The organism is Bradyrhizobium sp. AZCC 2230, assembly GCF_036924495.1.
GTDB classification, from domain to species: Bacteria; Pseudomonadota; Alphaproteobacteria; order Rhizobiales; family Xanthobacteraceae; genus Bradyrhizobium; species Bradyrhizobium rifense.
The window spans coordinates 8,102,621-8,126,160 of record NZ_JAZHRS010000001.1 but is presented as its reverse complement, the minus strand read 5'-3'; the positions used below and the strand labels follow the sequence as shown (position 1 = coordinate 8,126,160).

Annotated in this window: 26 protein-coding genes; 11 read left to right on the top strand and 15 right to left on the bottom strand. The window is 63.9% G+C overall.

From position 1 onward, the window contains the following. Nucleotides 1-44 precede the first annotated feature (44 nt). The gene (locus V1280_RS38705; RefSeq protein WP_334535852.1) at nucleotides 45-536 is read right to left on the bottom strand and encodes an NUDIX domain-containing protein; all 492 of its coding nucleotides are present in this window, start codon (nucleotides 534-536) and stop codon (nucleotides 45-47) included. A 92-nt stretch (nucleotides 537-628) separates the two neighbouring features. Between V1280_RS38705 and V1280_RS38700 the strand changes: the two genes are divergently transcribed. Continuing rightward, nucleotides 629-1,522, top strand: coding sequence for a metallophosphoesterase family protein (locus V1280_RS38700; RefSeq protein WP_334535851.1), 894 nt, complete (start codon nucleotides 629-631; stop codon nucleotides 1,520-1,522). 97 nt (nucleotides 1,523-1,619) lie between these two features. On the opposite strand, the gene V1280_RS38695 is transcribed toward V1280_RS38700, so the two are convergent. From V1280_RS38695 to V1280_RS38685, 3 genes are all read right to left on the bottom strand, one after another. After that, nucleotides 1,620-2,174: a hypothetical protein gene (locus V1280_RS38695; protein ID WP_334535850.1), complete on the bottom strand. Its 555-nt coding sequence runs from the start codon at nucleotides 2,172-2,174 to the stop codon at nucleotides 1,620-1,622. 190 nt (nucleotides 2,175-2,364) lie between these two features. Continuing rightward, nucleotides 2,365-2,571, bottom strand: a complete 207-nt coding sequence (locus V1280_RS38690) for a DUF4170 domain-containing protein (protein ID WP_045005285.1) — start codon at nucleotides 2,569-2,571, stop codon at nucleotides 2,365-2,367. A 21-nt stretch (nucleotides 2,572-2,592) separates the two neighbouring features. Next, complete coding sequence (locus V1280_RS38685; RefSeq protein WP_334535849.1) at nucleotides 2,593-4,227, bottom strand: isocitrate lyase; 1,635 nt, start codon at nucleotides 4,225-4,227, stop codon at nucleotides 2,593-2,595. A 208-nt stretch (nucleotides 4,228-4,435) separates the two neighbouring features. Here V1280_RS38685 and V1280_RS38680 point away from each other — a divergent pair, with 208 nt between their 5' ends. Next, nucleotides 4,436-5,881: a helix-turn-helix domain-containing protein gene (locus V1280_RS38680; protein WP_334535848.1), complete on the top strand. Its 1,446-nt coding sequence runs from the start codon at nucleotides 4,436-4,438 to the stop codon at nucleotides 5,879-5,881. A gap of 143 nt (nucleotides 5,882-6,024) precedes the next feature. On the opposite strand, the gene V1280_RS38675 is transcribed toward V1280_RS38680, so the two are convergent. Next, nucleotides 6,025-6,318 (bottom strand): antibiotic biosynthesis monooxygenase, encoded by a 294-nt coding sequence (locus tag V1280_RS38675; protein WP_334535847.1) that lies wholly within the window; start codon nucleotides 6,316-6,318, stop codon nucleotides 6,025-6,027. A 229-nt stretch (nucleotides 6,319-6,547) separates the two neighbouring features. On the opposite strand from V1280_RS38675, the gene V1280_RS38670 reads away from it, so the two are divergent. Continuing rightward, entirely contained in the window at nucleotides 6,548-7,360 is an 813-nt protein-coding gene (locus tag V1280_RS38670) for a hypothetical protein (RefSeq protein ID WP_334535846.1), read from the top strand. A 177-nt stretch (nucleotides 7,361-7,537) separates the two neighbouring features. Continuing rightward, nucleotides 7,538-7,891 (top strand): hypothetical protein, encoded by a 354-nt coding sequence (locus V1280_RS38665; RefSeq protein WP_334535845.1) that lies wholly within the window; start codon nucleotides 7,538-7,540, stop codon nucleotides 7,889-7,891. Nucleotides 7,892-8,052: 161 nt separating this feature from the next. On the opposite strand, the gene V1280_RS38660 is transcribed toward V1280_RS38665, so the two are convergent. After that, on the bottom strand, nucleotides 8,053-8,694 hold the full coding sequence (locus V1280_RS38660; RefSeq protein ID WP_334535844.1) for a tetratricopeptide repeat protein: 642 nt from the start codon (nucleotides 8,692-8,694) through the stop codon (nucleotides 8,053-8,055). Nucleotides 8,695-8,828: 134 nt separating this feature from the next. Beyond that, nucleotides 8,829-9,785 carry a zinc metalloprotease HtpX gene (gene htpX / locus V1280_RS38655; RefSeq protein ID WP_334535843.1) on the bottom strand — a complete coding sequence of 319 codons (957 nt, stop codon included), beginning with the start codon at nucleotides 9,783-9,785 and terminating at the stop codon, nucleotides 8,829-8,831. A gap of 153 nt (nucleotides 9,786-9,938) precedes the next feature. Between htpX and V1280_RS38650 the strand changes: the two genes are divergently transcribed. From V1280_RS38650 to V1280_RS38630, 5 genes are all read left to right on the top strand, one after another. Further along, a complete protein-coding gene (locus V1280_RS38650; RefSeq protein WP_334535842.1) occupies nucleotides 9,939-10,118 on the top strand; it encodes a hypothetical protein in 180 nt (59 codons plus the stop codon). Between the two features lie 90 nt (nucleotides 10,119-10,208). Beyond that, nucleotides 10,209-10,400: a hypothetical protein gene (locus V1280_RS38645; protein ID WP_246774172.1), complete on the top strand. Its 192-nt coding sequence runs from the start codon at nucleotides 10,209-10,211 to the stop codon at nucleotides 10,398-10,400. A 27-nt stretch (nucleotides 10,401-10,427) separates the two neighbouring features. Next, the gene (locus V1280_RS38640; protein WP_334535841.1) at nucleotides 10,428-11,744 is read left to right on the top strand and encodes a lytic murein transglycosylase; all 1,317 of its coding nucleotides are present in this window, start codon (nucleotides 10,428-10,430) and stop codon (nucleotides 11,742-11,744) included. A 109-nt stretch (nucleotides 11,745-11,853) separates the two neighbouring features. Next, nucleotides 11,854-12,357, top strand: a complete 504-nt coding sequence (locus tag V1280_RS38635) for a DUF1993 domain-containing protein (protein ID WP_334535840.1) — start codon at nucleotides 11,854-11,856, stop codon at nucleotides 12,355-12,357. Between the two features lie 179 nt (nucleotides 12,358-12,536). Beyond that, nucleotides 12,537-13,637, top strand: coding sequence for an alkene reductase (locus V1280_RS38630; RefSeq protein ID WP_334535839.1), 1,101 nt, complete (start codon nucleotides 12,537-12,539; stop codon nucleotides 13,635-13,637). A 195-nt stretch (nucleotides 13,638-13,832) separates the two neighbouring features. Here the strand turns inward: V1280_RS38630 and V1280_RS38625 are convergent, their stop codons facing one another. The 7 genes from V1280_RS38625 to glpD all read right to left on the bottom strand — a co-directional run bounded on the left by V1280_RS38625 (nucleotide 13,833) and on the right by glpD (nucleotide 21,658). Further along, the gene (locus tag V1280_RS38625; RefSeq protein ID WP_334535838.1) at nucleotides 13,833-15,629 is read right to left on the bottom strand and encodes an ABC transporter substrate-binding protein; all 1,797 of its coding nucleotides are present in this window, start codon (nucleotides 15,627-15,629) and stop codon (nucleotides 13,833-13,835) included. A 76-nt stretch (nucleotides 15,630-15,705) separates the two neighbouring features. Then, nucleotides 15,706-16,035 (bottom strand): DUF2160 domain-containing protein, encoded by a 330-nt coding sequence (locus V1280_RS38620; RefSeq protein WP_334535837.1) that lies wholly within the window; start codon nucleotides 16,033-16,035, stop codon nucleotides 15,706-15,708. Between the two features lie 67 nt (nucleotides 16,036-16,102). Further along, nucleotides 16,103-16,909: a carbohydrate ABC transporter permease gene (locus V1280_RS38615; protein WP_148771773.1), complete on the bottom strand. Its 807-nt coding sequence runs from the start codon at nucleotides 16,907-16,909 to the stop codon at nucleotides 16,103-16,105. Continuing rightward, nucleotides 16,909-17,883 carry a carbohydrate ABC transporter permease gene (locus tag V1280_RS38610; RefSeq protein ID WP_334535836.1) on the bottom strand — a complete coding sequence of 325 codons (975 nt, stop codon included), beginning with the start codon at nucleotides 17,881-17,883 and terminating at the stop codon, nucleotides 16,909-16,911. The genes V1280_RS38615 and V1280_RS38610 overlap by 1 nt, the downstream gene beginning before the upstream one ends. Continuing rightward, a complete protein-coding gene (locus V1280_RS38605; protein WP_334535835.1) occupies nucleotides 17,883-18,968 on the bottom strand; it encodes an ABC transporter ATP-binding protein in 1,086 nt (361 codons plus the stop codon). Before V1280_RS38605 ends, V1280_RS38610 begins: the two co-directional genes overlap by 1 nt. Before the next feature lie 12 nt (nucleotides 18,969-18,980). After that, nucleotides 18,981-20,120, bottom strand: coding sequence for an ABC transporter ATP-binding protein (locus V1280_RS38600; RefSeq protein ID WP_334535834.1), 1,140 nt, complete (start codon nucleotides 20,118-20,120; stop codon nucleotides 18,981-18,983). Further along, entirely contained in the window at nucleotides 20,117-21,658 is a 1,542-nt protein-coding gene (gene glpD, locus V1280_RS38595; protein ID WP_334535833.1) for a glycerol-3-phosphate dehydrogenase, read from the bottom strand. The genes V1280_RS38600 and glpD overlap by 4 nt, the downstream gene beginning before the upstream one ends. A 301-nt stretch (nucleotides 21,659-21,959) precedes the next feature. On the opposite strand from glpD, the gene V1280_RS38590 reads away from it, so the two are divergent. Together V1280_RS38590 and V1280_RS38585 are read left to right on the top strand one after the other, a co-directional pair. Continuing rightward, on the top strand, nucleotides 21,960-22,211 hold the full coding sequence (locus tag V1280_RS38590; RefSeq protein WP_334535832.1) for a type II toxin-antitoxin system prevent-host-death family antitoxin: 252 nt from the start codon (nucleotides 21,960-21,962) through the stop codon (nucleotides 22,209-22,211). Beyond that, the gene (locus V1280_RS38585) at nucleotides 22,211-22,627 is read left to right on the top strand and encodes a type II toxin-antitoxin system VapC family toxin (protein WP_334535831.1); all 417 of its coding nucleotides are present in this window, start codon (nucleotides 22,211-22,213) and stop codon (nucleotides 22,625-22,627) included. The genes V1280_RS38590 and V1280_RS38585 overlap by 1 nt, the downstream gene beginning before the upstream one ends. A gap of 3 nt (nucleotides 22,628-22,630) precedes the next feature. Here the strand turns inward: V1280_RS38585 and V1280_RS38580 are convergent, their stop codons facing one another. Then, complete coding sequence (locus V1280_RS38580; protein ID WP_148771764.1) at nucleotides 22,631-23,479, bottom strand: DeoR/GlpR family DNA-binding transcription regulator; 849 nt, start codon at nucleotides 23,477-23,479, stop codon at nucleotides 22,631-22,633. Between the last annotated feature and the right edge of the window lie 61 nt (nucleotides 23,480-23,540).

Genomic DNA, 23,540 nt, shown 5'->3' with positions numbered 1-23,540 from the left:
ATTTCCGTGGCGCCCATCCGGACCGGTACTAGCATAGCGCGCCCTCAGCGCCACGTCGCAATCACAGGCCTGCCGTGAAGCACTTCCGCGATCCGCAGCCGCGTGCCGGGGGTCGCCTCCTCCGGCAGCGCGGCGGTGTCGAAGAAGCCGCATTCGATGATCTCGCGGTTGGGCGCCGGCAGCCGGTCCTGCCGGAAATGCCTGACCACATAGACCGCGACATGGTCGCGGCGGGAGATGTGGCTGTTGAGGAAGATGCCGTGCAGCACGGCCTCCCCGGTGAGGTCGATATCGCCCTCCTCCTTGAGCTCGCGGCGCATCGCCTGTTCCATGGTCTCGCCATAGTCGACGCCGCCGCCGGGCAGATACCAGCCCGAGACGTAGCTGTGCCTGACCAGGAACACCTTGTTGTCGGCATCGAGCACCACGGCGCGGACGCCGAGCGTCATGCCGCGGACCAGCAGGAAATAGGCGTGGAAGACACGCCGCAGCAGCGGCTCGAATCTCCGTCGGATCTCGTCGAGGCGCTTGCCCATTAGTCTCTCGTGATGCGCCCTTCCAGGCTTCCCTTGCGTGATGAGCGCGACCTTGCCATTACAGCGTAGGAATAGCGAGGCACTCGCGCGCCATGAAATCTTTCTCGGCACCTTTCACGCTCGCCCATCTGTCCGACCCGCATCTGCCGCCGCTGCCGAAGCCGCGGCTGATCGAGCTCGCCGGCAAGCGCGCACTCGGCTACGTCAACTGGACGCGCAACCGTCACAAATACCAGCGCCGTGACGTGCTCGACGCGCTGGTCGCCGATATGCGGGCGCAGGCGCCCGACCACATCGCAGTCACAGGCGATCTCGTCAATCTGGCGATGGAGGCGGAGTTCGCGCCGGCGCGCGCCTGGCTCGACGGGGTCGGCCCGCCCGACCGCGTCACCACGATTCCCGGCAATCACGACGCCTATGTCCACGCCACCACGCATCGCTTCGGCGAAACCTTTGCGCTCTATCTTGCCGGCGACGACGGCAGCATCGGCTTTCCCGGCGTGCGCCGGCGCGGCCCGGTCGCATTGATCAGCCTCTCCAGCGCGGTGCCGACGCCGCCTCTGATGGCGACGGGCACGCTCGGACGCGATCAGCTCGCCGCGCTCGAGCAGGTGCTTGCGCAACTCGCCGCCGAGGACGTCTTCCGCGTGCTGCTGGTGCATCATCCGCTGAAATCCGACGCATGGCAGAAGCGGCTGACGGATTCCGCAGGCCTGCTGGCGCTGCTCAAGCGGCACGGTGTCGAGCTGGTCCTGCACGGACACGACCACATCCACTCGACGATGTGGTTCGACGGCCCCAATGGCAACATTCCCGCGATCGGCGTGCCGTCGGCCTCGGCGCTCGCGCACGGGCGCTATCCGGCTGCCGCCTACAATCTGTTCGCGATCGAGAAGGACAATGCCGGCTGGCGCTGCGAGCAGATCGTGCGAAGCATCGATCATGGCCTGCAGATGCGAGAGATCAAGCGGGTACGGCTGGTTTAGTTTTTTCGTCATTGCGAGCGAAGCGAAGCAATCCAGAATCCTTCCGCAGTGACAGCCTGGATTGCTTCGTCGCTTCGCTCCTCGCAATGACGAAATCTCACCAGCTCCGCAACGCCGCGAGCACGGCGATGCCGAACAGCGCGGCGGCACCGAGGATGAAGCCGAACACGAATGGCCAGACGCGCGAGCGGCGGGGCGGCTCCGCGACCTCGGGCTTCGGTTCGGGCGGCACGACCATCGCGTGCTCGCGCTCGATCATGCGGCGGGCGACGTAGTCGGTCACGGCTTCGACGATCACCGCGGTGTCGTGCGATTCGGCGAGCACGATGCGGCCGAAGCGGGTGTCCTGGACGAAGCGGTACATCCGCTTGTCGCGCCCCATCATGATGTGGGCGACGACGTCGATCCAGAGCCTCGGCGTATCGCCCTGGCTGATGCCGCGGTCGAACAGATCGATCTGCTCGGGCACCTGGGCGAACAGCGGGTCGAGCGCGTCGTTGAGGATCTCGAGCCGCGCCACCTCGGCGTCCCTGAGATCGACGACGACGCCGGTCCGGTCGGCGGCCTCGATCCGCGCGCGCAGCAGCGCATCGCGCAGCCGCACCGGGCGCGGCTGGCTGGGATGGGTCCCGCTGGTCTCGGGCTCTGACATGGTCGGCCTCGTCCTCGACTTTCCTCCATTAACCTATCAGCAACCATAGCGCCCGCAAAGGGCCCATCATTCCAGATACTTACGGCACCCACAGGCCGTTGATGTGTGCCAAAAACAGACGATCCCACCCGGCTTGCGCCGGATGGGACCCTCCGTCCTTGGACGTCTTCTTGGATTTGTCAGGCAGCCGTCAGGCCGAAACCCGCGACGGCTCCTCCACGATCGAGAAACGGACGCCGGCCTTGTGGCGGTTCTCCTCCGAAACCGAGCGCCAGGCATCTTCGGCTTCCTTGCGGGTCTTGAACGGACCCTGCACCTGGGCCGAGCCTTCGACGAGCTTGTGGAAGTTCATCGAGCCGAACTCGCCACCGATCACCCAGAAATTGCTGCTGGTCATTGTCAGTCTCCTGTTACCGGTTTAACCGAACTGGTTCATCGTGTTGTGCGCGCCGCCCGCCTTCAGGGCAGCCTCGCCGGCGAAGTATTCCTTGTGGTCGTCGCCGATATCGGAGCCGGCCATGTTCTGGTGCTTGGCGCAGGCGATGCCCTGACGGATCTCCTGGCGCTGGACGTTCTTGACGTAGCCGAGCATGCCCTGCTCGCCGAAATACTCGCGGGCGAGGTTGTCGGTGGACAGCGCGGCCGTGTGATAGGTCGGCAACGTGATCAGGTGGTGGAAGATGCCGGCACGCTTGGCCGAATCCGCCTGGAAGGTACGGATACGCTCATCGGCCTCGATCGCCAGCGGCGTCTCGTCGTATTCCGGCTTCATCAGCTCGGCGCGATTGTACTTGCTGACATCCTTGCCGGCTTCCTTCATCGCGTCGTAGACCTGCCAGCGGAAGTTGAGCGTCCAGTTGAACGAGGGCGAGTTGTTGTAGGCGAGCTTGGCGTTCGGGACGACCTCGCGAATGCGGTCGACCATCTTGGCGATCTGCTCGATATGCGGCTTCTCGGTCTCGATCCAGAGCAGGTCGGCGCCATTCTGCAGCGAGGTGATGCTGTCGAGCACGCAGCGGTCCTCGCCCGTGCCGGGACGGAACTGGTAGAGGTTCGAGGGCAGCCGCTTCGGACGCAGCATCTTGCCGTTGCGGTTGATGATGACGTCGCCATTGCGGGCGTTCTCAGCGGTGATTTCCTCGCAATCGAGGAAGCTGTTGTACTTGTCGCCGAGGTCGCCCGGCTTGTGGCTGACGGCGATTTGCTGTGTGAGACCAGCGCCGAGCGAGTCGGTGCGGGTGACGATGACGCCGTCTTCGACGCCGAGCTCGAGGAAGGCATGGCGGCAGGCGCGGATCTTCGCGATGAACACCTCGTGCGGCACGGTGACCTTACCGTCCTGGTGACCGCACTGCTTCTCGTCGGAGACCTGGTTCTCGATCTGCAGCGCGCAGGCACCCGCCTCGATCATCTTCTTGGCGAGAAGATAGGTCGCCTCGGCGTTGCCGAAGCCGGCGTCGATGTCGGCGATGACGGGAACGACGTGGGTCTGGAAGTTGTCGATCTTCGCGATCAGCTCCTGCTCACGGGTCTTGTCGCCTTCCTTGCGCGCCTTGTCGAGGCTGCGGAAGATGTCGTTGAGCTCGCGGGAATCCGCCTGACGGAGGAAGGTGTAGAGCTCCTCGATCAGGGCCGGCACCGAGGTCTTCTCGTGCATCGACTGGTCGGGCAGCGGTCCGAACTCGGAGCGCAGCGCCGCGATCATCCAGCCCGAGAGGTACAGATAGGTGCGATCGGTCTTGCCGCCGAAGTGCTTCTTGACCGAGATCAGCTTCTGCTGGGCGATGAAGCCGTGCCAGCAGCCGAGCGACTGGGTGTACTTGGTCGGATCGTTGTCATAGGCCGTCATGTCGGCCCGCATCAGCGCCGCGGTATAGCGGGCGACGTCCAGGCCGGTCCTGAAGCGGTTCTGCAGGCGCATGCGCGCGACGGCCTCGGCCGACACCCCGTTCCAGGTCGGCTGGTTCTTGAGGAGCGCCTGGGCCGCCTCAACCTCGCTCTGATACGAGGCCGGGCCCTGAACGGTGCTGATGCCACGGGGCTGGTAGTTCATGTGCGTGCTCTCTCTTCTCGACATTTATGACAGTGCATTGCGAAACGCGTGACATGAGCTAAACGCGAGAAAGAGAAGTTCGTATAGAGGCCTTGTATTTGAATGGTGATGTCATGTAACATAAGAACATGTAATAGATGTAATTTTGTAAAGTTTGTAAAAATATAGGTCAGCAAGACTGCCCTTAGTGGCCGTGGAGATGCGAGAGATGCCCGCCGAATCCGGGAAAAAGCTGTTCGTCGGCCCGCGCTTCCGGCGGATCCGACAGCAATTGGGGTTGTCCCAGACCCAGATCGCCGAGGGGCTCGGGATCTCGCCGAGCTATGTCAATCTGATCGAGCGGAACCAGCGCCCGGTGACCGCGCAGATCCTGCTGCGGCTGGCCGAGACCTACGACCTCGACCTGCGCGACCTCGCCACCGCCGACGAGGACCGCTTCTTCGCCGAGCTCAATGAGATCTTCTCAGATCCGCTGTTCCGACAGATCGACGTCCCCAAGCAGGAGCTGCGCGACCTCGCCGAGCTCTGCCCCGGCGTCACTCATGCGCTGCAACGGCTCTACGCGGCCTATACCGAGGCACGCCAGGGCGAGACGCTGGCGGCAGCGCAAATGGCCGACCGCGACGTCGGCACGCGCTACGAGGCCAATCCGGTCGAGCGCGTGCGCGAGCTGATCGAGGCCAACCGCAATTATTTCCCGGAGCTCGAGCAGGCTGCGGAGACTCTTCGCGACGAACTGAACGTCCCGGCCGAAGGGCTCTATGCCGCGCTCGCCGCGCGCCTGCGCGAAAAGCATTCGATCCAGACCCGCATCATGCCGGTCGACGTGATGCGCGAGACGCTAAGGCGTTTCGACCGCCACCGCCGTCAGCTCCTGATCTCGGAGCTGGTCGATCCGGCCGGCCGCGCCTTCCAACTCGCCTTCCAGCTGGGCCTCGGCGAATGCACGCAAGCGCTGGAGACCATCATCGGCCGCGCCGGCCCGCTCGACGACGCGCCGCGCCGGCTGTTCCGCATCACGCTCGCCAACTATTTTGCCGCCGCCGTGATGATGCCTTATCCGGCGTTCCTGGCTGCCGCCGAAGCGCTCAACTACGACATCCACGTGCTGGCGCAGCGATTCAATTCCGGCTTCGAGCAGGTCTGCCATCGCCTCACCACGCTGCAGCGGCCGAACGCGCGCGGCATTCCATTCTTCCTGCTGCGTGTCGACAATGCCGGCAACGTCTCGAAGCGCTTTTCCTCCGGTACGTTCCCCTTCTCGAAATTCGGCGGCACCTGTCCCTTGTGGAACGTGCACTCGACCTTCGACACGCCGGATCGCCTGCTGAAGCAGGTGATCGAGCTCTCCGACGGCACGCGCTATTTCTCGATCGCGCAGATGGTGCGCCGGCCCGTCGCGCCGCACCCGCTGCCGCAACCGCGTTTCGCCATTGGCCTCGGCTGCGAAATCCGCCACGCCGCGCGCCTGACTTACGCCGCCGGCATGGATCTGGAGAAGACGGAAGGCACGCCGATCGGCGTCAACTGCCGGCTCTGCGAACGCGAAAACTGCGCCCAGCGCGCCGAGCCGCCGATCACACGCACGCTGATCCTGGACGAGACGACAAGGCGGGTGAGCTCGTTCGCGTTCTCGAATGCGAGGGAGTTGTGATCCCTCACCGTCGTCATGCCCCGCGAAGGCGGGGCATCCAGTACGCCGCGGCCCATCGGCTGAATCACAACCGTCACGGCGTACTGGATCGCCCGGTCAAGCCGGGCGATGACAGTTGAGTGTGAGGCGCGAGAAATCCAACCTCACGCCAGCGTATGCACGATCACCGGTCCCGCCGCGGCGCCCGCATGCCCCGCCAGCAGTGACCCCAGATTCTTTTCAATCCAGGCGATGGCGCGCTTGTTCGCTTCCTCGGCCTGCTCGAACTTGTCGAAGATGGAGATCGCGGTCACCGTGTCGTCGCCGGCATAGACCACGTAATAGGCCCTGAAGCCGTCGACGTCGCTGATGATCGGAACGGCGCCGTCCTTGATGCGGCGCGCCAGCTCTTCGGCGCTTCCGCTTTTCGCCTTGGCCTGACGGATGGCGGCATACATGGCATCCTCCCTTCGGCTATTGCTGTGGGGCATGGTGCCCGGCTTCGATCCTACGCCGAAGCGCGGAGCCGGGATACCCTGCTTGGTTAACCCTGCCCTAATCCGCCTGCGCGATCTGCAACCAACGGTTAAGCACGCCTCAACATCGGTGCCTTAGTCTCGCCCCACTCACTTTTCGCAAACAACGGCAGCCTATCCTGCCGCGTGAAGTGACATCAGGGGGTTCATCATGCGCATTGCGTTGCTGCTGACCGCGACCATTGTCGGCGCGCTCTTCGCCAATCCGTCCAACGCCGGCTCGCTCGACGTCGCGTCCGCCGATGCAGCGAAGGCGGTGCCGCCCGGCTTCCAGAGCTACCGCGGCTACATGTTCGATGTGTCGGAGAATGCCGATCGCAAGGACGTCGACAAGCTCACCGAGAACCTGAAGCAGCAGATCGACGTCGTCGAAGGCGCCGGGTTCTCCCCGCGCGTGCTGCGCTTCTTCCGGACCGTTCCAATCATCGCGAGCGAGCTGGCCTGCCTCGACGAAGGTGCTGCGACCGCGTGCTACGGCCGGGTCACGCCGGACATCCAGCGCTCCACCCCGCGGACGCTGACGGTGTGGGACCACGACAAGCAGCGCTGGACCAACCCGAACGCCGTCGACCTCGCGGTCGATTCCGGGCTCGGCGTGATCATGGTTCGGCCGGACATGATGCGTTACGAGAAAGAGGCCGTGCTGCTCCACGAGATGCTGCACGCCTATCACGCGCGGCTCTTGCCCGACGGCTACGCCAACAAGGGTGTGATCGGCTATTACGCCTATGCCAAGTCCAAGGATTTCCTGCCCAAGGAGGCCTATGCGCTGAAGAACCACATGGAGTTCTTCGCGGTGACCGCCAGCATCTTCCTGGCCGGCAAGAGCGAATTCCACGACCCCAAGACCCGCGAGGCGCTCAAGGAGAAGATGCCCGACTATTACAAATATCTGGTCGGCGTATTCGGGTTCGACCCCGATCCGGCGGCAGCTTCGGCCGGACCGGTCGCCTCGCTGAAATAAGGCCGACGCAGGCGCACCTTGCGCCAAGCCAATGCCAGAAGCCGCGCGACATGCGCGGCTTTTCTGTTTTGGGTGCCGGAAGCTGCGGATGACGCCCGGGCGGGAATTGCCAAGGTGGGGCTCGATCTGCATAGTCCCGCCGCATCGATTGGGACTGTTTCGAAGAGGATAGAAGACATGGCGGACGCCGACCTGGATGTCGTGATCCGGCAACTGGCCAGACAGCTGCAGACGGGCCTGATGACCCGCGCCAAGGAGCGGCGGGATCGCTTCAGCGGCCTTGCGGCCAAGGCCAAGGGCAAGGAGACCGGCGCCCGCTTCAAGATGTTGGCCAAGGCCACCATGGAGCAGGCCACCTCCGCCGCAAGGCGCCTCCAGATGTCCGCCGACAACGTCGCCGACAGCTACGCCCGCGCCATGCGGCTGGCAGCCAGCACGCCTGTCGAGGTGAAGGCGGAGAAGCCGCTGAAGGAGAAACCGGCGAAGAAGGCTGCAAAGGCCAAGAAGGCCAAAGCGAAGAAGGCGAAGTAGGCGCGGCTTTTTTCACCTCGCCCCGCTTGCGGGGAGAGGTCGGATTGCATCGCAGACGCAATCCGGGTGAGGGGGTACAGGTCCCTCGACGATATCACGCGCGGATAGAGCCCCTCACCCCGACCCTCTCCCCGTAAGAACGGGGCGAGGGAGAACACCTCTCACCGCCGCGGTGTGGAGACCTGGGTCGGTTCGGCGTGCGTGAGCTCGGCGAGTTTTGCGCGCGCGGCGTCGCGTGTGCGGCCGTCCTTGCCGGGCGGCAACGCAATGGCAGCTTCGAAATCGGCGCGGGCATCGTCGGCCTGGCCGCGGGCGAGGAACGCAAGGCCGCGGTCGAGGCGGGCCTGCGGGTCCGTTGGGGCGAGGCGGACAGCGGTGCTGTAGCTCAAAATCGCGCGGTCGAGATCGCCCTTGGCGGCAAGCGCGAGGCCACGCTCGTGATAGGGCAGCGCCGGCTTGGGATCGAGCGCGATCGCCTCGTCAAAATCGGCAATCGCAAGGCTCAGCTCGCCGTTCTGACGGTAGGCCTGCGCGCGATCGCGATAGAGCGAGGCGCGGTTGGGATTGAGGTGGATGGCCTCGTTGAAATCGGCGATCGCCCGGCCGTTGTTGCCGTGGCGTAGCGCGATCCGACCGCGCCCCTCATAGGCGAAGGCGATCAGAGAGCCGCGAAACGGCGAGAAGCCGATCACGGCCGAGCAGATGTCGGGCTCGTCCTCATCACCGCAATTCACGACCGTATGCGTGGACAGGCCGATGGCCACGCCCAGGACGATCAACAATGGCACAGCAACTCTGGTCATCTTCGACGGCGACCGGCGACGGGCCGGCCACGCATCCCCTTTCGAAAGAACACTCTCGATCAGGTGTTAACATCGGTAGGGCCGCCCCTGTGTGCGCCAAGTCACAAAGCCAGCCAAATCCGACCGGTTCCGCATCAGCCCCAAGGACCATTGGAAGGACCACGTGCTGGACCATGCGAGGACGAGCGGCCCCACGGGCCCTGCGGCGGATAGTTTTCGTTGGCGCCGACCGACGGCGCGGCTTGGGTTCCGAACTCGGCCGCGAGTTGCTGGAGCGCAGCGACGCGGTTCTGCGTCGAGGGATGGGTGGCGAAGAGACTGTCGACGCCATGGCCCGACAGCGGGTTGATGATGAACATATGCGCGGTCGCGGGATTTCGCTCGGCATCATAGTTCGGCACCTGATGTGCGGCACCCTCGATCTTCACCAGCGCCGACGCCAGCCACATCGGCTGGCCCGCGATGCGCGCGCCGAGATTGTCGGCGGCATATTCGCGGGTGCGGCTGATCGCCATCTGCACCAGCATGGCACCCAGCGGCGCCAGGATCATCATCAGGATCGAGCCGACGATGCCGGGGCCATTGTTGTCGCGGTTGCCGCCGAAGAACATCCCGAACTGCGCCAGCATGGAGATCGCGCCCGCGATGGTCGCGGTGATCGTCATCAGCAGCGTGTCGTGATTCCTGATGTGCGCGAGCTCGTGCGCGATCACGCCGGCCAACTCCTCGCGGCTGAGCTGATTCATCAGGCCAGTGGTAACGGCGACGGCGGCGTTCTCGGGATTGCGGCCGGTCGCGAACGCGTTGGGCTGTGCCTCGTCCATCACGAACACGCGCGGCATCGGCAGGCCCGCGCGGCCCGCAAGCTCGGCGACAAGGCCGACCAGCTCTGGTGCGCTTTGACGGTCGACCTGATGGGCGCCGTACATCGACAGCACCGCGCGGTCGGAGTTCCAGTAGGTGAAGAGATTGGTCGCCGCCGCAATCACGAGCGCGATCATGGCGCCTGAGGCGCCGCCGATCAGATAGCCAACGCCCATGAACAGGGCGGTGAGGCCTGCGAGAAGCATTGCGGTACGCAGATAGTTCATGGCCGTCTCCTGGAGGCCGGCTATGGCCGCTGGGGCACTGCAGGCCGGCACGGATCAGGTAGGAATGACCCCAGCCAAAGCGCAAGGTTTCAGGGTGCGTCGCGGAGCCGCGGCACTTGACCCAACCCGGAACAGCCGGGCACCATTGAGGCCATGCACTTCGAGATTCTCGGCGACATCACCGAGGTCGAAACCTTCGCCAGCGGTTCGGGCATCCGCGAGATCGTCCGCCTGCGGCGGATTTATGGGCGTGGACGATGGCGCAAGCGCAAGGGCATCGCCCAGGTGCGATTATCCAATGGCTCTACCCACCTCGCTGAGATACTGGTATGAGGCTGCCGGCATCGGCCGCAAGGAATTCAAGATCAAGAGTCTGCTCTGACCAACATGACGAAATCGCGAAGTAAGCAACTAGTGATCTGCGTGGACAATGAGGGCTACGAGGTGTCCCTCGAGAAGCGCAAGATCTACGTGACACTGCGCGATCCGGCGGCCGAGAAACTCGATATGCTGCGGATCGTCGATGAGTCCGGCGAGGACTACCTCTATCCGAAGACATTCTTCCGCGAGATTGCCCTGCCCCTCGCTGTGAAACGCGCCGTATTGGCGGCCTAGCAGCTCCCCGACAGCCCAGAGATATCGATGCCGATGAACTGCCTTGGTTCTCGCCTCGCGGTCGCGACGATCGCGGTCTCGTTCGCCCTCTCCATTCCCGCCTTCGCCCAAGTCACGCCCCCGCCGGCAAGGCCTCCCGCGTCCAAAGCCACGGCGCCCTCGCCGCGCGCGGCGTCGTGCCACAATGGGCAAAACTTCGATCGCTTCCTCGCCGACGTGAAGAGCCAGGCGGTTGCGGCCGGCGTGTCGCAGCGGACGATATCGGAGGCTTCGCCCTATCTCGTCTACGACCAGGGCATCGTCAACCGCGACCGCGGCCAGCGCGTATTCGGCCAGCTCTTCACCGAATTCGCCGGCCGCATGGCCGCGCCCTATCGCATGCAGAACGGCCAGCAGCGCATCAAGCAACACGCGGCGGCGTTCGCGCGCGCCGAGAAGGAATATGGCGTGCCGCCGGCGGTGATCGCCGCGTTCTGGGGCCTCGAGAGCGACTTCGGCGTCAACATGGGCAATCTGCCGACGCTGAAATCGCTGGTGTCGCTGGCCTATGACTGCCGGCGCTCGGAGATGTTCGTGAACGAGACCATCGCCGCGCTGAAGATCATCGACCGCGGCGACCTCACGCCCGACGAGATGATCGGCTCCTGGGCCGGCGAGCTCGGCCAGACGCAGTTCCTGCCCGTGCACTACGTCAACTACGCCGTCGACTATGACGGCGACGGGCGGCGCGACCTCCTGCGCAGCGAGGACGACGTGATCGGTTCGACCGCGAACTACATCGCCAACGGCTTGAAGTGGCGGCGCGGCGAGCCGTGGCTGGAAGAGATCAAGGTGCCGCAGAACCTGCCATGGGATCAGACCGATCTCAGCGTGCAGCTGCCGCGCTCGAAATGGGCGCAGTTCGGCGTCACCTATCCCGACGGAAGGCCGCTGCCGAATGACAATCTCGCGGCGTCCGTGCTGCTGCCGATGGGACGCAACGGGCCTGCCTTCATGGCGTACGCGAATTTCGCGGCCTATACCGAGTGGAATAACTCGCTGATCTATTCGACCACCGCGGGCTATCTCGCCTCGCGCATTGCGGGCGCGGCGCCAATGCGCAGGCCGGCGGGGCAAGTCGCGCAACTGCCGTTCAACGAGCTCAAGCAATTGCAGCAATTACTGGTCCAGGCCGGCTTCAACGTCGGCAAGGTCGACGGCGTGCTGGGCCAGCAGAGCCGCGCCGCCGTGAAGGCGATGCAGATCAAATACGGCCTGCCGGCCGATTCCTGGCCGACCGCGGAGCTTCTGGCCCGCATGCGCGGCGGCACGGCACAGGCACAGCCGACAGCGACCATCCGGTAGAATTTTCGCACCGCACAAGCCACTTCCGCGATTGTATTATTCCATGAGGCTCCCATGTGAGTGGCTCAGGTTTTCTCCTGGGATCTCCCACCATTGAAGCGAGCATCACATGTCCTTCCACGACGCCGTCGTCCCCGCCTATCTGCAGATGCTGAACAGCCTGACCGGCCTGCTCACCAAGGCCGAGGCGCATTGTGCGGCCAAAAAGATCGACCCGAGCGTCCTGCTCGGCTCGCGCCTCTTCCCGGACATGCTGCCGCTGTCAAAGCAGATCCAGCTCGCCAGCGATTTCGCCGCCAAGGGCTGCGCCAGGCTGACCCATAGCGAGGTGCCTTCGATGCCCGACACGGAAAAGACGTTCGAGGAGCTGAAGCAGCGGCTCGCCAGGACGATCGACTACGTGAAATCGTACAAGCCGGAGCAGTTCGAAGGCGCCGACAGCAAGGACGTGACCTTCCCGGCGGGCCCCGACCGGACCATGACGCTCAAGGGCCAGCAGTTCTTCAGCGGGGTCTCGCTGCCGAACTTCTATTTCCACGCCACCACCGCTCACGGCATCATGCGTCACAACGGCGTCGAGATCGGCAAGCGCGATTTCCTCGGCGTGAACTAATTTGCGCGATCGCACGGTCCCGGGAGCGAAATCACGCTGCCGGGGCCGAAATTGCGTATGAATTATGCTGCGCGGGCCTTGCCGCGCAGCTCGCCTGCACTTTCCGTATGGCTCATCCCTTGCGCTGATTGCCGCAATGCACAAGTGTTCCGGACCTCTTAACCGCTGGAAGCACACCAATGAGCCGTTCGACCAAATTGTTTGAGACCTACAAGCTCGGCCCGATCACGCTGGCCAATCGGCTGGTGATGGCGCCGCTGACGCGCAACCGCGCTGCGCCCGGCACCTTCGTCCCCTCTCCGCTCGCCGCCGATTATTACGGCCAGCGCGCCTCTGCGGGCCTGCTGATCACCGAAGCGAGCCAGGTCTCGCAGCAGGGCCAGGGTTACCAGGACACTCCCGGCATCTACTCGAAGGACCAGGTCGCCGGCTGGCGCAAGGTCACCGACAAGGTGCATGAGCGCGGCGGCAAGATCTTCATCCAGCTTTGGCATGTCGGCCGTATCTCGCATATCGACCTCCAGGCGGGTGGCGTAGCCCCGGTGGCGCCGAGCGCGATCCGCGCCAAGGGCAAGACTTTCGTCAACGGCACCTTCGCCGACGTCTCCGAGCCCCGGGCGCTCGAGCTCTCCGAAATTCCAGGGATCATCGACGATTTCAAGCGCGCCACGAAGAACGCGCTGGAGGCCGGCTTCGACGGCGTCGAGATACACGGCGCCAACGGCTATCTGCTCGACCAGTTCGCCAAGGACGGTGCCAACAAGCGCACTGACGCTTATGGCGGCTCCATCGAGAACCGCGCCAAGCTGATGCTGGAAGTCTCCAAGGCGGTCGTGGCGGAAGCCGGTGCCGACCGCACCGGCATCCGCATCTCGCCGGTAACGCCCGCCAACGACATCGTCGATTCCAATCCGCAAGCCTTGTTCGATCACATCACCGACGGCCTCAACGCGCTGAAGCTCGTCTATCTCCACGTCGTCGAAGGCGCCACCGGCGGCCCGCGCGATTTCGCACCGTTCGACTATGCGAGCCTGCGCAAGCGGTTCTCGGGCGCCTACATCGCCAACAACGGCTACGATTTCGATCTCGCGACCAAGGTGCTCGACGCGAACGCGGCTGACCTGATCGCCTTCGGCAAGCCTTTCATCTCCAACCCGGACCTGGTCGAGCGGCTGAAGCAGGGCGCGGCGCTGAACGATTGGGACAAGAACACGTTCTACGGCGGCGGCGCCAAGGGCTACACGGATTACCCGGCGCTGGCGGCCGAGCCGGCGGAGTAGGTTTCTCCCTCGCCCCGTTCTTACGGGGAGAGGGTTGGGGTGAGGGGCCGCCTCCACGAAGGCGGTGACAGTGAGACTCGCGGAGAGTCCCCCTCACCCGATCGCTTCGCGATCGACCTCTCCCCGCAGGCGGGGCGAGGTAAGAAGAAAAAAGGCCGGGATTGCTCCCGGCCTTTCGTCGTTATGAGGCGTCGCTTACTGCAGCGAGGCGCGCTTGGGCGGGGTGGCCGGCCACGACTTGATCAGGGTGTCGTAGTCGATCGTTTCGCCCTTCGGCTTCTCGTTGGCGAGCTTGCGCTGCGGAGCAATCGTGCCGTCCTTCTGGGCCTTGGCGAACCAGAACTCGGCCGACTCCTTCTTGTGCAGCTTCGGACCGCAGGCACCCTGCACGCCCGACTTCTCGATGCGCTCCATGACGGAGTCCTGCGCGGCGGCAAGAGCATCCATCGCGGCTTGCGGCGTCTTCGCACCGGACGACGCATCGCCGATGTTCTGCCACCAAAGCTGCGCGAGCTTCGGATAGTCAGGCACGTTGTTGCCGGTCGGGGTCCACTGCACGCGCGCGGGCGAGCGGTAGAACTCGATCAGGCCGCCGAGCTTCGGCGCACGCTCGGTGAACGACTTGTCCCAGATGTCGGATTCACGGATGAAGGTGAGACCGACATGGCTCTTCTTCAGCGACACCGTCTTGGAGACGATGAACTGGAGATACAGCCAGGCTGCCTTGCGGCGATCCGCCGGGGTCGACTTCAGAAGCGTCAGCGAACCGGCGTCCTGGTAGCCGAGCTTCATGCCTTCCTTCCAGTACGAACCGTGCGGCGACGGAGCCATACGCCACTTCGGCGTACCGTCCGCGTTCATCACGGCGATGCCCGGCTTCACCATGTCGGCGGTGAAGGCGGTGTACCAGAACATCTGCTGGGCGATGTTGCCCTGCGCCGGGACCGGACCCGATTCAGAGAACGTCATGCCCTGCGCCTGCGGCGGAGCGTACTTCTTCATCCACTCCAGGTACTTGGTGATCGAGTAGACCGCAGCCGGACCGTTGGTGTCGCCGCCGCGCTCGATCGACGAGCCGACCGGACGACAACCTTCCATGCGGATGCCCCACTCGTCGACCGGCAGACCGTTCGGAATGCCCTTGTCGCCGTTGCCCGCCATCGAGAGCCACGCGTCGGTGAAACGCCAGCCGAGCGACGGGTCCTTCTTGCCATAGTCCATATGGCCGTAGACCTTGACGCCGTTGATCTCCTTGATGTCGTTCGTGAAGAACTCGGCGATGTCCTCATACGCCGACCAGTTCACGGGCACGCCGAGATCGTAGCCATACTTGGCCTTGAACTTGGCCTTGTAGTCAGGGTTGGTGAACCAGTCGTAGCGGAACCAATAAAGGTTCGCGAACTGCTGGTCGGGCAGCTGATAGAGCTTGCCGTCCGGCGCGGTGCCGAACGACTTGCCGATGAAGTCGTTGACGTCGAGCTGGGGATCGGTGACGTCCTTGCCCTCGCCGGTCATGTAGTCCGACAGCGCGATGGTCTGGCCGTAGCGGAAGTGGGTGCCGATCAGGTCGGAGTCGTTGATCCAGCCATCATAGACGTTCTTGCCTGACTGCATCTGGGTCTGAAGCTTTTCGACGACGTCACCTTCCTGGATGATGTCGTGCTTGAGCTTGATGCCGGTCAGCTCGGTGAACGCCTTGGCGAGCGTCTGCGACTCGTATTCGTGGGTCGCGATGGTCTCGGAGACAACGTTGATCTCCATGCCCTTGAAGGGCTCGGCGGCCTTCGCGAACCACTCCAGCTCCTTCTTCTGGTCGTCCTTCGAAATGGTCGAAGGCTGGAATTCCGCAATCCACTTCTGGATGGCGGCATCGTCGGCGGCGCGAACCGGCGCCGAGGCAGCGAACGCGGTGGCGAGAATGGCCGCGGCGCTCGATACGGTCAGAAAGCTGATCTTGGTCAATGGACCTTTCCTTCTCCTAAACTGTCGCATGTTGTTCCTCCGTTGCAGCGACAAACTTTTATACAGGCCCGGGTTGCCCCCGGATCTGGCCGTCCCTTCGCGAGCGTCAGACCGTGCGAAAAATGAGCACGGCCGTGGCCAGCGAAATTCCTGATGCGAGCCACAGGCTCGAAATTTCAACACCCTCCTCGCCGATCGGCAGCGAGGCGATCGGGTCGGTACCGACCAGGCCGATCCACACCAGGTGGATGACGGCAGCCAAAATCAGCGAGATGAACAGGCGATCACCGCGCGTGGTCGGAATACTGAGCACGCCGACGCGCTCGGCCTCGGGATAGACAGACGCGAGCCACGTCATCACGAGAAGCGTGCAGGCGAGTGCGACGAAGAAGATCGCCGTCGGCAGCGTCCAGGCCATCCATGCGATGGATTCCATAAGCTCTTACTCCTTTCGCATGATCTGGTCCGAAAACCGGTTTCCACTTTTCGGGATCATGCGAGCCTCAGACCCGGCCAAGCGCGAAACCGCGCGCGATATAGTTGCGGACGAACCAGATCACCAGCGCGCCCGGAATGATGGTGAGCACGCCGGCGGCTGCCAGCAAACCCCAATCCATGCCGGCCGCCGACACCGTGCGCGTCATGATCGCCGCGATCGGCTTGGTCTGCACCGAGGTCAGCGTCCGCGCGAGCAGCAGCTCGACCCAGGAGAACATGAAGCAGAAAAAGGCGGCGACGCCGATGCCGCTCGCGATCAGCGGCACCAGGATCCTGATGAAGAATCGCGGGAAGGAATAGCCGTCGAGGAAGGCGGTCTCGTCGATCTCGCGCGGTACGCCGGAGACGAAGCCTTCGAGGATCCACACCGCCAGGGGCACGTTGAAGATGCAATGCGCCAGCGCAACCGCCCACGGCGTATCGAACAGGCCGATCGCCGAATACAGGTTGAAGAACGGCAGCGCGTAGACCGCCGCCGGCGCCATGCGGTTCGACAGCAGCCAGAAGAACAGGTGCTTGTCGCCGAGGAAACGGTAGCGCGAGAACGCGTAGGCCGCCGGCAACGCCACCGAGATCGAGATGATGGTGTTGAGGATGACGTATTCCAGCGAATTGATATAGCCGGAATACCAGCTCTCGTCGGTGAAGATGCGCTTGTAGTGCTGCAGCGTCGGCGCATGCGGCCACAAGGTCATCGTCGAGACGATCTCGGCGTTGGTCTTGAAGCTCATGTTGACGAGCCAGTAGATCGGCAACAGCAGGAAGATCAGGAACAGCCCCATGATGAGGCGGCGGCCGGGGATCGAATGCATCAGGCCACTCCTTCCTTCGGCTTGAGCGCGGGCGCAGGCTGGAGCACGCCTGCGGGCTTGGGCTCCGCCGCCGGCTCCTTCTCCGCCTGTGCCTTACGTTCGACGCCGGCATTGGTCATGACGGTGTAGAAGACCCAGCAGACGATCAGGATGATCAGATTGTAGACCAGCGAGAGCGCGGCAGCCTTGCCGAGGTCGAACTGTCCCAGCGCGATCTTGACCAGCTCGATCGACACGAAGGTGGTCGAGTTGCCGGGTCCGCCGCCGGTGACGACGAACGGCTCGGTATAGATCATGAAGCTGTCCATGAAGCGCAGCAGCACGGCGATCAGCAGCACGCGGTTCATCTTCGGCAGCTGGATCGCCTTGAACACGGCCCACCGCGAGGCGCCGTCGATCTGGGCGGCCTGGTAATAGGCCTCCGGGATCGACTTCAGACCGGCATAGCAGAGCAGCGCGACGAGGCTGGTCCAGTGCCAGACGTCCATCACGATGACCGTGACCCAGGCATCGACGGCATTGGAGACGTAATTGTAGTCGATGCCCATCGCGTTGAGCACGTAGCCGAGCAGGCCGATGTCGGGACGGCCAAAGATCTGCCAGATCGTGCCGACCACGTTCCACGGGATCAGCAGCGGCAGCGCGAGGATGACGAGACAAGCCGCAACCGTCCAGCCCTGGCGCGGCATCGACAATGCGACGACGATGCCGAGCGGGACTTCGATAGCGAGGATCACCAGCGAGAAGAACAGATTGCGCCCGAGGGAAGCGAGGAAGCGGCCGCCGAGATCGGTTGAGGGATCGAGCAATTCCTTGAACCAGCCGACGCCGTTCCAGAAGAACTGGTTGTTGCCGAAGGTGTCCTGCATCGAATAGTTCACCACCGTCATCAGCGGCAGCACCGCCGAGAAGGCGACGACCAGGAACACCGGCAGCACCAGGAACCAGGCTTTTTGGTTGATGGTCTTGTCCATCAGGCGGCTCCTTCCACCAGAAGGCTGTCGGCATAGACGTGCACATGCGCCGGATCGAATTTCAGCCCGGCCGTGCCGTCCGAGCTGGTGAATCCGGCCGGCGCTCGCGCCGCGAGCTTGGCGTCGCCGAGACGCGCGCGCGCGAAGCGGATGCGGCCGAGATCGTCGATGCGCTCGATCTTGGCGGTGAGCAGGCCGGGTGTGGGCGCGACCACCTCGACGAATTCCGGACGTACGCCGATCTCGATCTTGGCGCCGGCCGGAAGACTGTCGTAGCTGCGGTTCAGCGCAATGACATGGCCGTCGATCCGCGCCTCGCGTCCCTTCACTTCGGCCGGCAGGATGTTCATGCCGGGCGAGCCGATGAAATAACCGACGAAGGTGTGGGCGGGCTTGTCGAACAGCTCGGCCGGTGTGCCGCTCTGCACCACGCGGCCGTCATGCATGACGACGACGGTGTCGGCGAAGGTCAGCGCCTCGGTCTGGTCGTGGGTGACGTAGATCATGGTGAGGTCGAGCTCGCGATGCAGCGCTTTCAGCTTGGAGCGGAGCTGCCATTTCAGCTCGGGATCGATCACCGTCAGCGGCTCGTCGAACAGCACGGCGGCAACATCGGAGCGAACGAGGCCGCGACCAAGCGAGATCTTCTGCTTGGCGTCAGCCGTCAGCCGGGTTGCCTTGCGGTTCAGATGGGGCTCAAGGTCGAGCAGGCGGCCGATCTCGGCGACGCGCTTGTCGATCTCGGCCTTCGGCACACCGCGGTTCTTCAGCGGAAACGCCAGGTTCTGCCCCACCGTCATGGTGTCGTAGATCACCGGAAACTGGAACACCTGGGCGATGTTGCGCTTCTGGGTTGACAGCGGTGTGATGTCCTGGTTGTCGAACAGGATTTTCCCCCGCGACGGCGTGATGATGCCGGAGATGACGTTGAGCAGTGTGGTCTTGCCGCAGCCGGACGGGCCGAGCAGCGCATAGGCGCCGCCCTGCCGCCATGTCATGGTCACCGGCTTCAGCGCAAAGCTTTCCTGCGGCGCATCATTGCCGCCGTAGGAATGGGCGAGATCGACGAGGTCAATGCGAGCCATGGCGCACCTCCCTCACATGTTTTTCTTTGACGCGTTTTCTTCACGCGAACCGCCAGGCACTTCGCTTGAAAACGCTATGGGACCGGGCGCGGCGACCAAACGGTCAGCCGCGTCGAAGACAAAGACATCATTGGGATCGAGCACGGCATCGATGGTCTGGCCGGGCTCGAACTCGTGCACGCCGTGCAGCACCGCAACCCAGTTCGATCCGTCGCGGGTCAAATGCACGAAACTCTCCGAACCGGTGATCTCGGTCACCGTCACCGTGGCGTGGAAGGCGTGGCGGTCGGCCTGGCCGTTGGCGAGCGCAAGCTGATGGGCGCGAAAGCCGACGCGATAGGCGCCGTCAGCGAGCGACGAATAAAGACCGGACGCTGGCGCGGCGATGCCGCCGGCATATTGCACGGAGCCGTTCTTCTTCTCGATGCCAACGAGATTGAGCGGCGGATCGGAGAACACCTGGGCGACGCGGAGCGTCTGCGGTCGGCGGTAGACGCTGGGCGTCTCGCCGATCTGGAGCGCCTTGCCCTCCCACATGCAGACCGTGTTGCCGCCGAGCAGCAGCGCCTCGGTCGGCTCGGTGGTGGCATAGACGAAGATCGCGCCGGAGGCCTCGAAGATGCGCGGCAGTTCGGTGCGCAGCTCTTCGCGCAGCTTGTAGTCGAGATTGGCGAGCGGTTCGTCGAGCAGCACGAGGTCGGCACCCTTGACCAGCGCGCGCGCCATTGCGGTGCGCTGCTGCTGGCCGCCGGAAAGCTGGAGCGGCGTGCGCTTCAGGAACGGCTCGAGCCGGAGGAGCCGGGCGGCTTCCGCCACCCGCGTCTCGATTTCCTCGCGCGGCTTGCCCTGCACGCGCAAGGGCGAAGCGATGTTCTCATAGACCGTGAGCGAGGGGTAATTGATGAACTGCTGATAGACCATCGCGACCGAACGCTGGCGCACGTCGACGCCGGTGACGTCCTTGCCGTTGACCAGCAGCCTGCCCGTGGTCGGCTTGTCGAGGCCTGCGAGCAGCCGCATGATCGAAGTCTTGCCCGACAGCGTCGGCCCGAGCAGCACGTTGAGCGTGCCGCTCTCAAGCGTCAGCGAGACGTCGCGGATGTGCTCGATACCGTCGACGGTCCGGGTCACGTGATCGAGTGTCACGCTCATGAGCGTCCTCCTGCTTCCAGCAGAGGACTTTGCGACACAAAATGGCTCCTGATCCAGTCGTCCAGCGCGGCAATTTCGTCGGCAGATAGCCGCAGGCCAAGCTTGGAGCGGCGCCAGACGATATCCTCGGCTGTCACCGCCCATTCGTTAGTCATCAGGTAGCGAACCTCGCGTTCGGTCAGAGTTGCGCCAAAGGCCTGGCCGAGATCGGCGGCCGATTTGGCGTCGCCGAGCAATTTGATGGCGCGGGTGCCATAGGCGCGCGCGAGACGTCGCGCATGCTCATGGCTCAGGAAGGGATAGCCACGCTGCAGCTCGCCGATCAGGCCGTCGACGGCCGACACATCCATGTCGCCGCCGGGCAGCGGCCATTTGCCGGTCCAGCCTTCGCGCGCTTTCGCACTGCGCAGATAGGGCGCGAGCCGCTCCAGCGCTTCTTCAGCAAGGCGGCGATAGGTCGTGATCTTGCCGCCATAGATCGACAGCAGCGGCGAACCGCCGGGCGTGTCGAGCTCAAACACGTAGTCGCGGGTGGCGGCCTTGGCCTCGCTGGCGCCGTCGTCATAGAGCGGCCGCACGCCGGAATAGGTCCAGACCACATCCTCCGATGTCACGGGCTTCGCGAGATATTCGCTTGCGGCCGCGCAGAGATATTGGATCTCTTCCGCCGTCGCCTTCACCTTGGCGGGATCGCCGTCATAGTCGCGATCGGTGGTGCCGATCAGCGTAAAATCGTCCTGATAGGGGATGACGAAGATGATGCGGCCGTCGGCGTTCTGGAACATGTAGGCGCGATCGTGGTCGTAGAGCTTCTTGACCACGATGTGCGAGCCCTGCACCAGGCGCACTTTCGCCTTGGCATTGACGCCGGCACCGCGGCCGAGCACGTCTTCGACCCAGGGGCCGCCGGCATTGACCAGCGCGCGGGCCTGGATCTGCGAGCGCGCGCCGGTCAGCGTGTCGACCATGCTGACTGTCCAGACGCCGTCGGACTGCTTGATATCGGTCGCGCGGGTACGGGTGCGAATCTCGGCGCCCTTGTCGGCAGCGTCGCGCGCATTGAGCACGACCAGACGGGCGTCATCGACGAAGCAGTCGGAATATTCGAACGCGCGGCCATAGCGATTCGGGATCAGCGGACGGCCGACCTCGTCACGCCTGAGGTCGAGCGAGCGGGTCGCCGGCAGCAAATGACGACCGCCGATGTGATCGTAGAGGAACAGGCCGAGCCGCAGCAGCCAGGCCGGGCGCAAGCCCGCATGATGCGGCAAGACGAAACGCAGCGGACGGATGATGTGGGGCGCGATGCCCCAGAGAATCTCGCGCTCGATCAGCGCTTCGCGGACCAGCCGAAACTCGTAATATTCGAGATAGCGCAGGCCGCCATGGACCAGCTTGGTCGACCAGGACGACGTACCGCTGGCCAGATCGTTCATTTCGCACAGGAAAACAGTGTTGCCGCGGCCCACGGCATCGCGCGCGATGCCGCAACCGTTAACACCGCCTCCAATGATGGCGAGGTCGAAAATACGCTCCAACAGACACTTCCCCCGGCGACCACTCGTTCCGTCGAGTGGCTACTTTCGTTTTTGATTAGATCACACCGAAAAACGAAAGCAAGACGAAAGAGAGACGAAGGGAAGCGAAAGTGGAACTTTTTCACCACCAGAGTGGCGCAGAAACCGGCAGGCAAACGGGCGGTTTCGAAGGCAATTGGCGTGATTGGACGGCATGTCGGCCTTCCGGAACCAACCGGCGCGCTCGCGACCTTGAATGTAGCAACATGGCTACATATACTCTGCGATCGTATGACACCGCCGCACCTGGGAGCGCTGAACGATGGTAACCACCCTCACCAGCCGAGAATTCAATCAGGACACCAGCGGCGCAAAAAAAGCTGCATCGCAAGGACCCGTCTTCATTACGGATCGCGGCCGCCCGGCCCATGTGCTGCTGACGATCGAAGAATATCTGCGTCTGAGCGGCGGACACATGAGCCTTGCCGAAGCTCTGGCACAAACCAACGCGGACTTTGATTTCGATCCGCCTCGCGTGTCCGGTGGGGTCTTCAAGCCCGCCGATCTCGACTGATGTTTCTGCTGGACACCAATGTCATTTCCGAACTCAGGCGACCGGATAAAGCTGATCGCAATGTCGTCGCCTGGGCCAACGCAGTCCCCGCGGCGAATTTCTTCATGTCTGTCATCTCGATTCTCGAGATTGAACTTGGCGCGCGCCTGATCGAACGGAAGGACGCTGCACAGGGTGCAGTCCTGCGCGCCTGGATCGACGATCAAGTTCTGGCTCGCTTCGAGGGGCGGATCCTGGTCATCGATACCGCCGTAGCGCAGCGCTGTGCGGAACTTCACGTTCCCAATCCGCGGGCTGAACGCGACGCTCTCATCGCAGCGACCGCGCTCGTTCACGGCTTGACAGTTGTCACTCGCAATGTCGGAGATTTCGAGCCTACCGGCGTTCCGCTGCTCAACCCATGGGATGGCGCATAACCCCTACCGCAGCCGCACCACCGGTGCGGCTTCAGGCGCCGCGTCCTGCACTTCGGCCTGAGCATCGTCGATATCCCCGGCGCCCTTCGGCATAGCTTCCACCACCTCGATGCCTTTGCTGTGGCAGATGGTGGAGAGGCGCTCGGGCAGCTCCTGATCGGTGACGAAGGTCTGAATCTGGCTGATATGGGCGATGCGGACCGGCGCACTGCGGCGAAGTTTTGTGGAATCAGCCACCAGCATGACGCTGCGGGCATTGGCGATGATGGCCTGCGCCACCTGCACCTCGCGATAGTCGAAGTCGAGCAGCGCGCCCTCTTCGTCGATCGCGGATGCGCCGATGATGGCGTAGTCGACCTTGAACTGGCCGATCAGCTGCGTCGCGGTCGAGCCGACCACGGCGCCGTCGGCGCGCCGCACCGTGCCGCCGGCAACCACCACCTCGATGCGGGGATGGCGGTAGAGCAGCATGGCGACATTGAGGTTGTTGGTGATGACGAGGAGATCCTCATGCGAGGTCAGCGCGCTCGCAACCTCCTCCGTCGTGGTGCCGATGTTGATGAAGAGCGAGCAGCCGTTCGGGATCAGCGAGGCGGCCGCAGCGCCAATCGCCTTCTTCTCGTCGGCAGCGACGAAGCGGCGCGCCTCATAAGCGAGATTTTCGACGCCCGAGGCGATGATCGCGCCGCCATGGACGCGGGTCAGCGAACGGCGCTCGCAGAGATCGTTGAGGTCCTTGCGGATGGTCTGCGCCGAGACTTCGAACCGGCGCGCCAGCTCCTCGACCATGACGCGGCCGGAGGCGCGGGCGATGTTGAGGATTTCGGCTTGGCGATGGGTCAATCCGGTCACGGCAATGGCCTCAAATCAGAACGATGCATGGTGCGGCGGTTCGCGCGCGTGGTCAATGCGC

Excerpts from the sequence above, each read along its gene's own strand:
- V1280_RS38695 (WP_334535850.1), bottom strand. The coding sequence starts at position 2,174 with ATGTCAGAGCCCGAGACCAGCGGGACCCATCCCAGCCAGCCGCGCCCG.
- V1280_RS38615 (WP_148771773.1), bottom strand. The coding sequence starts at position 16,909 with ATGCATTCGATCCCCGGCCGCCGCCTCATCATGGGGCTGTTCCTGATC.
- V1280_RS38705 (WP_334535852.1), bottom strand. The coding sequence starts at position 536 with ATGGGCAAGCGCCTCGACGAGATCCGACGGAGATTCGAGCCGCTGCTG.
- V1280_RS38590 (WP_334535832.1), top strand. The coding sequence starts at position 21,960 with ATGGTAACCACCCTCACCAGCCGAGAATTCAATCAGGACACCAGCGGC.
- V1280_RS38640 (WP_334535841.1), top strand. The coding sequence starts at position 10,428 with ATGCCGATGAACTGCCTTGGTTCTCGCCTCGCGGTCGCGACGATCGCG.
- V1280_RS38700 (WP_334535851.1), top strand. The coding sequence starts at position 629 with ATGAAATCTTTCTCGGCACCTTTCACGCTCGCCCATCTGTCCGACCCG.
- V1280_RS38690 (WP_045005285.1), bottom strand. The coding sequence starts at position 2,571 with ATGACCAGCAGCAATTTCTGGGTGATCGGTGGCGAGTTCGGCTCGATG.
- V1280_RS38685 (WP_334535849.1), bottom strand. The coding sequence starts at position 4,227 with ATGAACTACCAGCCCCGTGGCATCAGCACCGTTCAGGGCCCGGCCTCG.
- V1280_RS38665 (WP_334535845.1), top strand. The coding sequence starts at position 7,538 with ATGGCGGACGCCGACCTGGATGTCGTGATCCGGCAACTGGCCAGACAG.
- V1280_RS38600 (WP_334535834.1), bottom strand. The coding sequence starts at position 20,120 with ATGAGCGTGACACTCGATCACGTGACCCGGACCGTCGACGGTATCGAG.
- V1280_RS38620 (WP_334535837.1), bottom strand. The coding sequence starts at position 16,035 with ATGGAATCCATCGCATGGATGGCCTGGACGCTGCCGACGGCGATCTTC.
- htpX (WP_334535843.1), bottom strand. The coding sequence starts at position 9,785 with ATGAACTATCTGCGTACCGCAATGCTTCTCGCAGGCCTCACCGCCCTG.
- V1280_RS38670 (WP_334535846.1), top strand. The coding sequence starts at position 6,548 with ATGCGCATTGCGTTGCTGCTGACCGCGACCATTGTCGGCGCGCTCTTC.
- V1280_RS38625 (WP_334535838.1), bottom strand. The coding sequence starts at position 15,629 with ATGCGACAGTTTAGGAGAAGGAAAGGTCCATTGACCAAGATCAGCTTT.
- V1280_RS38630 (WP_334535839.1), top strand. The coding sequence starts at position 12,537 with ATGAGCCGTTCGACCAAATTGTTTGAGACCTACAAGCTCGGCCCGATC.
- V1280_RS38660 (WP_334535844.1), bottom strand. The coding sequence starts at position 8,694 with ATGACCAGAGTTGCTGTGCCATTGTTGATCGTCCTGGGCGTGGCCATC.
- V1280_RS38585 (WP_334535831.1), top strand. The coding sequence starts at position 22,211 with ATGTTTCTGCTGGACACCAATGTCATTTCCGAACTCAGGCGACCGGAT.
- V1280_RS38650 (WP_334535842.1), top strand. The coding sequence starts at position 9,939 with ATGCACTTCGAGATTCTCGGCGACATCACCGAGGTCGAAACCTTCGCC.
- V1280_RS38610 (WP_334535836.1), bottom strand. The coding sequence starts at position 17,883 with ATGGACAAGACCATCAACCAAAAAGCCTGGTTCCTGGTGCTGCCGGTG.
- V1280_RS38675 (WP_334535847.1), bottom strand. The coding sequence starts at position 6,318 with ATGTATGCCGCCATCCGTCAGGCCAAGGCGAAAAGCGGAAGCGCCGAA.
- V1280_RS38605 (WP_334535835.1), bottom strand. The coding sequence starts at position 18,968 with ATGGCTCGCATTGACCTCGTCGATCTCGCCCATTCCTACGGCGGCAAT.
- V1280_RS38680 (WP_334535848.1), top strand. The coding sequence starts at position 4,436 with ATGCCCGCCGAATCCGGGAAAAAGCTGTTCGTCGGCCCGCGCTTCCGG.
- V1280_RS38635 (WP_334535840.1), top strand. The coding sequence starts at position 11,854 with ATGTCCTTCCACGACGCCGTCGTCCCCGCCTATCTGCAGATGCTGAAC.